General features: G+C 72.7%; 2 protein-coding genes. Both read left to right on the forward strand.

The genetic code is table 11. From position 1 onward, the window contains the following. Window positions 1-514: 514 nt before the first annotated feature. Window positions 515-721 carry an MbtH family NRPS accessory protein gene (locus ABZX22_RS44705; protein WP_354923334.1) on the forward strand — a complete coding sequence of 69 codons (207 nt, stop codon included), beginning with the start codon at window positions 515-517 and terminating at the stop codon, window positions 719-721. Between the two features lie 13 nt (window positions 722-734). Further along, on the forward strand, window positions 735-8,317 hold a 7,583-nt coding region (locus ABZX22_RS44710), incomplete at its 3' end, for an amino acid adenylation domain-containing protein (protein WP_354923336.1).

Genomic DNA, 8,317 nt, shown 5'->3' on the forward strand with positions numbered 1-8,317 from the left:
AGGGCGTAGCAGACGGCTCTGGCCAGGCCGCCGGTGCCGATGACCGCCAGCGAGGGCCGGGTGGTCATGCCGTTCGGGTCGTCTGCAGGTAGGGGAGGGAGCTGTGCACCGCCATGCTGGACTGAACCTCTCTCCGCACTGGGTGAGCGCGGAATGAAGGAGAACCCCGTAAAACGGACGTATGGTCTGTTGCCGCCCAAGTCGTGGTGACGAGTTTGGGCCCGGCCAATATTTCACCGAGCCTCGGGGCGGTGTCAATGCACGATTCTTGTCATGAACACTGTCAGTGATCGTTAGATGCTGTTCTTCCGACATGTCTTGACTCGCCGGGCGCCCATCTACTTCAATCGGCGACGCTTCTGTGAAAACGACTACAGGGGCTGTCAGAGCCGGATAAGGTGCGCTGCTGCTCCATTACGGGCCGTAACTTGCCAGATTTTGCGGCCCAAAGTCCCACATTGTTCTTTGGCGTGTCGGGCAACCCCTGGCGCCGCGAAAGGGAGTAGGCGGATCCATGCCCAGTGGCGACTACAAGGTAGTGATCAACCACGAAGAGCAATACTCGATCTGGGCAGCCGACCGCCCCTTCCCGGCCGGCTGGCGCGAGGAAGGCTTTTCGGGCGACCGTAAAGACTGCCTCGAGTACATCGACAAGGTGTGGACGGACATGAGGCCCCGCAGCCTGCGCGAGGCCATGCAGGAGTACGAGCGGGCCGAATAGCGTGAGCGCGCCTATGGACCCGGCGAACGGTTTCGAGCTCCCCGCCTCTTTCGCGCAGGAACGGCTCTGGTTTGTGGACCAGCTGGAACCTGGGCTCGCCGTCTACAACATCCCCTTCGGTACCCGCCTGCCGGCCGGTACCGACGCTGCCGCCGTGCCCTCCGCGGTGGCAGCCGCCCTGGCCAGGGTCGTCGCCCGCCACGAGGTGCTGCGTACCGCGCTGGAGGCCCGCGACGGCGTGCCGACCCAGGTCGTGCTGCCCGAGGTGCCGGTCGACGTGCCTGTCACCGACCTTCGAGGGCTCCCACCCGAGGAACAGCAGGCACGGCTCGCCGGGGTGTATGACGCCGAGGCCGCCCGCTCCGTTCCGCTCGACCGGGCTCCGCTGTGGCGGGCGCGCCTGATCCGCACGGATGAGGCCGACCGCCTCTTCTTCACCGTGCATCACGTCGCCTTCGACGCCGCCTCCGTGGCGATCTTCCAGCGGGAGTTCCAGGCCGCCTACCGTGCCGTCACGGGGAACGGGGAGAGCGAGCTCCCCGAGCTGCCGATCCAGTACGGCGACTTCGCCGCCTGGCAGCGCGGCAGGTGGGACGGCGGCGAGCTGGCCGACCAGCTCGGCTACTGGCGCAAGCAGCTCGCCGACCTGCCCGAGCCGCTGCGCCTGTCACCCCGCGCGCCCGATCCGGGCCTGCCGCGGCACACCGGCGGCGACATCGGCTTCGAGCTGCCCGCCCCCACCGTGCAGGGCGTGCACCGGATGGCCAGGGAGCGGCGCACCACGCCCTTCGTGGTGCTGCTCGCCGGGCTCAAAGCCCTGCTGTCACGGCTGGCCGGGCGGGCGGACGTGGTGGTCGGCTCCCCGGTGGGCGGGCGGCCGCTGCCCGAGCTGGAGCCGCTGATCGGCAACTTCGTCAACACCCTGCTGCTGCGCACCGACTGCGCGCGTGAGGCGACCTTCGCCGAGCTGGTCGACCGGGTGCGGACCGCGGTCTTCGACGCCCTCGACCACGCCGAGGTGCCCTACGAGCGGCTCGTCGAGGAGCTCAGGCCGGACCGTGCGGAAGGTGCGGGCACGCCGCTGCACCAGGTCGTGTTCAACCTCCTGCCCTCCCTGGTCACCAACGGGCAGGTGCGCAACGGCACCGCCAAGGTCGACCTGCTGATCGACCTCGCCGAGGTGGACGGGCGCATCGACGGGCGCATCGAGTACGCCACCGCGCTGTTCGACGAGGCCTGGACGAGGGATTTCGCCGCCCGCTACCGCGGCCTGCTCGACGCCGCACTGGCCGAGCCGCAGACGTCCCTGGCCGACCTGCCGTTCCTGCTGCCCGGCGAGGAGGAGCGCCTCACCACGACCACCTCGCCGTTCCGCGCCGGGTCCGCCCCCGCGTCCGACACCGTGACCGGGGCCTTCGCGGCCCAGGTGGCCGCCCGCCCGGACCAGGTGGCGGTGGCCGACGCCGCGGGACGCACCTTGACCTACGCCGAGCTGGACCGCAGGTCCAACCGGCTGGCCCACCGCCTGGCCGGGGTGGCCCGCCCTGACACCCCGGTGGCGCTCTTCCTGGACACCGACGTCGAGCTCGCCGTGGCCGTCCTCGCCGTGCTCAAGGCGGGCGCCGCCTACCTGTCGCTGGACCTGGAGCATCCCGTGGAGCGGCTGCGCGAGCTGCTGGCGGACTCGGGGGCGACGGCCGTCATCACCCGGGCGGAGCTCGGCCCGCCCGAGACCGGCCTTCCGGTCATCGACCTGGGCGAGGCGGACGAGCAGCCGGAGACCGCCCCCGAGATCATCCGGCACCCGGACACGCTCGCCTACGTGATCTACACCTCCGGCTCGACCGGCCGGCCCAAGGGGGTGGGCATCGCCGACCGGCAGCTCACCGCCTACGTGGCCGGGGTCGGCGGTCTGCTCGACCTGGCGCCCGGGCTGCGTCACTCGATGCTGCAGCCGCTGACCTTCGACTTCAGCGTCACCGTCTTCCACGGCGCGCTCCTCACCGGCGGCACCCTGCACCTGGTCCCACGCGAGCACGCGACGGACGCCGCCTGGGTCGCCGAGCACCTCAGGCGCGACCGCATCGACCTGATGAAGATCACGCCCTCGCACCTGGCCGCCCTGCACGCCGACGAGGCCGACCTGCTGCCCGGCCGCACGCTGGTGTTCGGCGGCGAAGCGTCACGATGGGACTGGGTACGGCAGCTGCGCTCGCGCCCCGGCGGCCCCGCGGTCGTCAACCACTACGGTCCGACCGAAACCACCGTCGGCGTGCTCGGCCTGGCGGGCGACCAGGAGCCGGCCGGAGCCGGCGCGGTCACGCCCATCGGCTTCCCGCTGCCCCACGCCGAGGCCTACATCCTGGACGAGGACCTGCGCCCGGTACCCGACGGGGTCGTCGGCGAGCTGTGCATCGGCGGAACCACCGTCGCGCGCGGCTACCTGGGCCGCCCCGGACAGACCGCCGCCGCCTTCGTCCCCCACCCGTACGGCGCGCCCGGCGCCCGCATCTACCGCACCGGCGACCGGGCGCGGCGGTTACCGGACGGCGCCATCGAGTTCCTCGGCCGCGCGGACGGACAGGTCAAGATCCGCGGACACCGGGTCGAACCCGGAGAGGTGCAGGCCGTGCTGGCGGCCCATCCCGCGGTCACCGACTGCGTGGTGGTCGTGCGCGGGCAGGACGAGCCCGAGCTGGTGGCCTACGTCGTCGGCGACACCCGGCAGCTGCCCGGCTACCTGGCCGAGCGCCTGCCCACCTACCTGATTCCCGCCCACCTGGTGGATCTGCCCGCGCTGCCCCTGGCCGCGCACGGCAAGGTCGACCGATCCAGGCTGCCCGACCCGCCGGACACCGTGGAGGCCGAGCGGGTGCCCCCGCGCGGCCCGGTGGAGGAGCTGGTGGCGGCCCTGTTCGAGGCGCTGCTCGAGAGCGGTCCCGTCGGCCGGGACGACGGCTTCTTCGCGCTGGGCGGCCACTCCCTGCTGGCCATCAAGCTGATGGGCCGCCTGCGCAAGGCGTTCGGCGTCGGGCTCTCCCCCAAGGCGCTGTTCGAGTCGCCCACCGTCGCCGGGATCGCCGACCTGGTGGCCGCGGCACAGGGCAGGGGCGCCGACCAGATCCCGCCGGTCCTCCCGGTGCCACGCGACGGTCTGCTCCCCGCCTCCTACTCGCAGCGCCGGCTGTGGTTCCTGGACCAGCTGGAGCCGGAGCTGGCCGTCTACAACACGCATGTGCGGCTGCGGTTGCGCGGCGCCCTGGACGTGGCGGCGCTGGAGCACGCCCTGACGATGGTGGCCGCTCGTCACGAGGTGTTGCGGTCGCGGTTCGTGCAACGCGATGACGACCTGTTCGTGTCGGTGGCGGCCGAGGCGTTCGTGCCGTTCGAAGTGGTGGCGCCGGAGGCGCTGGCGGCCTTCGGCACCCGCCGGTTCGACCTGACGGCCGAGCCGCCGCTGCGGGCCGCTCTGGCGCGTCACGCCGCGGACGACCACGAGCTGCTGGTGACGATCCATCACGTCGTCACCGACGCGTGGTCCGCGGTGCTGTTCGCCCAGGAGCTGGGCGAGTGCTACGCGGGCCGAGGCGCGGCGCTGCCCGAGCCGGCCGTGCAGTACGCCGACTTCGCGGTCTGGCAGCGTGACAGGGTCGAGGGCGAGCTGCGCGACACCCAGCTGGCCTACTGGCGCAAGCGGCTCGCCGGCATGCCCGAACGCCTGGAGCTCCCGGCAGACCGCCCGCGCCCGGCGCGCCGCGACTACGTCGGCGCGTACGTCCCGATCACCGTCCCCGGACAGGTCGTGGAGCGGCTGCGGTCCCTGGGCGCGGAGGAGAACGCCTCCCTGTTCATGACCATGGCCGCGGCGCTCTCGGTCGCGCTCTCCCGGGCGACCGGGCAGCGGGACATCGTGGTCGGCACGCCCGCCGCCGAGCGGCCCCGGCCCGAGCTGGAGTCGCTGATCGGCTGCTTCCTCAACACGCTGGTGCTGCGCACCGACTGCTCAGGCGACCCCACCTTCCGCGATCTGCTCAAGCAGGTCAGGGCCACCACGCTGGAGGCCTTCGCCAACTCCGAGGTGCCCTTCGAGGCGCTCATCGAGGAGCTGCAGCCCGAACGCGACCTGGGTGCGACGCCTCTGGTCCAGGTGCTGTTCAGCCTGGAGGACGCGGACCGTCCGGCGGTGAGCGCGGGCGGCCTGACCATGGAGTGGCGGGGCGTCGGCACCTCGACGGCCAAGTTCGACCTCACCATGTACCTGCGCCGGGAGTCCGGCGGTGTCGGCGGCATCCTGGAATACCGCACCGACCTGTTCGACGAGGCCACCGCCGAGCGCATCGCGGCGCTCTACACCGAGGTGCTGACCGCCGTCGCGGCCGGCCCTGAGCAGCGGATGTCGGGCCTGCCCTCGCTGTCGGCCGCCGACGACGCGCTGGTGGAGCGGTGGAACGACACGGGCGCGCCGGAGGGGTACGCCTCCCTCGCCGAGCTGCTGGCGCGGCGGGTGGCGCGGACGCCGGACGCCCCGGCGATCTGTGACGCGGAGGGCGCCTGGTCGACGTATGCCGAGTTCGGCGCGCGGGTGAACGCGCTGGCCTCGGTGCTGCGGGAGCGGGGTGTCGGGCTGGGTGACGTGGTGGGCGTGTGCCTGCCGAGAAGCGTCGACCTGGTCGTGGCCGTGCACGCGGTGGTGGCCGCCGGAGCGGCCTACCTGCCGCTCGACCCCGGATACCCCGACCAGCGGCTGGCCTTCATGGCCGAGGACGCCCGAGCGGGCGTGGTGGTCACGGACCAGCCGGACCGCTTCCCGGGAACGACCACCGTCGACCCCGCGGTCCCGGGAGACGGCGCGCCGCTGGGCGTCCCGATCCCGCCCAGCGCTCCCGCCTACCTGATCTACACCTCCGGCTCCACCGGCACCCCGAAGGGCGTGTTCGTCTCCCACGAAGCCATCGCCAACCGGCTGACCTGGACCGATCACGCCTTCACGCTCACCGCCGAGGACCGGGTCCTGCTGAAGACGACCTTCACCTTCGACGTGTCGGTCTGGGAGCTGTTCTGGCCGCTCATCGCCGGAGCCGGTCTCGTGGTCGCCACCCCCGACGCGCACCGCGACCCGGCCGCGCTGGTCCGGCTGCTCGCCGACCACCGCGTCACCACCGTGCACTTCGTGCCGTCGATGCTGGACGCGCTCCTGGACGAAGCGGTCCTCGACCTGCCCGCGCTGCGCAGGGTGTACTGCTCGGGCGAGGCCCTCCCGGCCACGCTGGCGGCCCGCCTGCACGAGCGGCTCCCGGGCGTCGAACTGCACAACCTCTACGGCCCCACCGAGGCCGCCATCGAGGTGACCTGGCACAGGTGCGAGCCCGGCGAGTCCCGCACCCCGATCGGAGCGCCCATCAGGGGCATCCGGATCGAGATCCTGGACGCCGACCTGCGCCGCGTGCCCGTCGGCACGCCCGGCGAGCTGTGCATCGCCGGCATCGGCGTGGCCCACGGCTACGCGCGGCGTCCCGGGCTGACCGCGCAGCAGTTCGTGCCCGACCCGTACGGCCCGGCCGGCGCGCGCATGTACCGCACCGGCGACCTGGCCCGCTGGCTGCCGGACGGCGAGGTCGACTACCTGGGCCGGATGGACGGCCAGGTCAAGATCCGGGGCATGCGTGTCGAGCCCGGCGAGATCGAGTCGCTCCTGGCCGCCCACCCCTCGGTCAGGACCGCGGTGGTGCAGCCGGTGCGGGGCACGCTGGCCGCCTACGTCGTGCCGTCAGGGGACGGCCGGGCCGACCCGGCGGCGCTCGCCGGCCTGCTGCGCGAGCGGCTGCCCGACCACATGATCCCGGCGTCGTTCACCTTCCTCGACGAGCTCCCGACCAACGCCAACGGCAAGCTCGACCGCGCCGCGCTGCCCGAGCCTGGGGAGGCGCGGCAGGACTCCGCGGGCACGCCGCCGCAGGGCCCGGTGGAGGAGCTGGTCGCGGCGCTGTTCGAGTCGGTGCTCGAGAGCGGTCCCCTCGGCAGGGAGGACGGCTTCTTCACCCTCGGCGGCCACTCGCTGCTCGCCATCAAGATCGTCACTCGGCTGCGAAGCGCTTTCGGGATCGACCTCCCGGTCCGGGCGCTGTTCGAAGCGCCGACCGTGGCCGGTCTGGCCGAGCGCATCGCCGCCGCGCGGCTCGAAGCCGCCACTCCGGTTCCCGAGGTGGTGCCGGTCCCGCGCGACGGGCTGCTGCCCGTGTCGTACGGCCAGCGGCGGCTGTGGTTCCTGGACCAGCTGGAGCCGGAGCTGGCGGTGTACAACACGCACGTCCGGCTGCGCTTGCGCGGTCCGCTGGACGTGGCTGCGCTGGAACGGGCGCTGACGATGGTGGCCGCCCGGCACGAGGTGCTGCGGTCGCGGTTCGTCCAGCGTGACGACGACGTGCTGGTGACGGTGGCGGCCGAGGCGGACGTGCCGTTGGAGACGGTGGAGCAGGGCGCGTTGGAGGCGTTCGCCGCCCGCCGCTTCGACCTGACGGCGGAGCCCCCGCTCCGGGCCGCTCTGGTACGGCACGCGGCCGACGACCACGAGTTGCTGGTGACGATTCACCATGTGGCCAACGACGCCTGGTCGGCGGTCCTGTTCGCCCGGGAGCTCGGTGAGTGCTACGCGGGCCGGGGTGCGGCGCTGCCGGAACTGACCGTGCAGTACGCCGACTACGCGGCCTGGCAGCATGACAGGGTCGAGGGTGAGCTGCGCGACACCCAGCTGGCCTACTGGCGCGAGCGGCTGGCGGGCATGCCCGAACGCCTGGAGCTGCCGACCAGCAGGCCCCGCCCGGCCCGCAGGGGCCACGAGGGCGGCAACGTCCCGTTCATGGTCTCCCCGGAGGTCTCCGAACGCCTCCGGCTGCTCGGCGCCGCCGAGAACGCCTCCCTGTTCATGACGCTCCTGGCCGCCTTCACCGTCCTGCTGGCGCGGCACACCGGCCAGCGGGACATCGTGGTCGGCACGCCCGCGGCCGAGCGGCCCCGGCCCGAGCTGGAGCCGCTGATCGGCTTCTTCCTCAACACGCTCGTGCTGCGCACCGACTGCTCCGGCGACCCCACCTTCCGTGAGCTGATCGGCCGGGCCAGGAACACCACGCTCGGCGCCTTCGCCAACGCGGAGGTGCCCTTCGAGGCGCTGGTCGAGGACCTGCAGCCGCGTCGTGACCTCGGCAGCACGCCGCTGGTCCAGGCGCTGTTCAGCCTCGAGGACGCCGAACGGACCGAACCGCGCCTCGGCGACCTGGAGGCCGAGTGGGTGACCTCCGGCACGACCACCGCCAAGTTCGACCTGTCGCTGTACCTGCAGCGCTTCCCCGGACAGCTCGGCGGCATCTTCGAGTACCGCACCGACCTGTTCGACGCCGACGCGATCGCGCGGATGGCCGAGCACTTCGTCGCCCTTCTCTCCGCCGCCGTCGCCGACCCCGACCTCCCCGTCTCCCGGCTTCCTCTCCTGGCCGCCGACGTGGCCGCGGTGGAGGGGTGGAACGCGACGGGTGAGGCGCGGGAGTTCGTGGCGTTGCCGGAGGTGGTGGCGCGGCGGGTGGCCGAGGTGCCGGACGCTCC

Origin of the sequence: Nonomuraea sp. NPDC003804 (assembly GCF_040610675.1) — a bacterium.
Classification (GTDB): Bacteria; Actinomycetota; Actinomycetes; order Streptosporangiales; family Streptosporangiaceae; genus Nonomuraea.

Bases quoted from the DNA above. Each gene is read 5' to 3' on its own strand.
- ABZX22_RS44705 (WP_354923334.1), top strand. From the start codon at position 515: ATGCCCAGTGGCGACTACAAGGTAGTGATCAACCACGAAGAGCAATAC.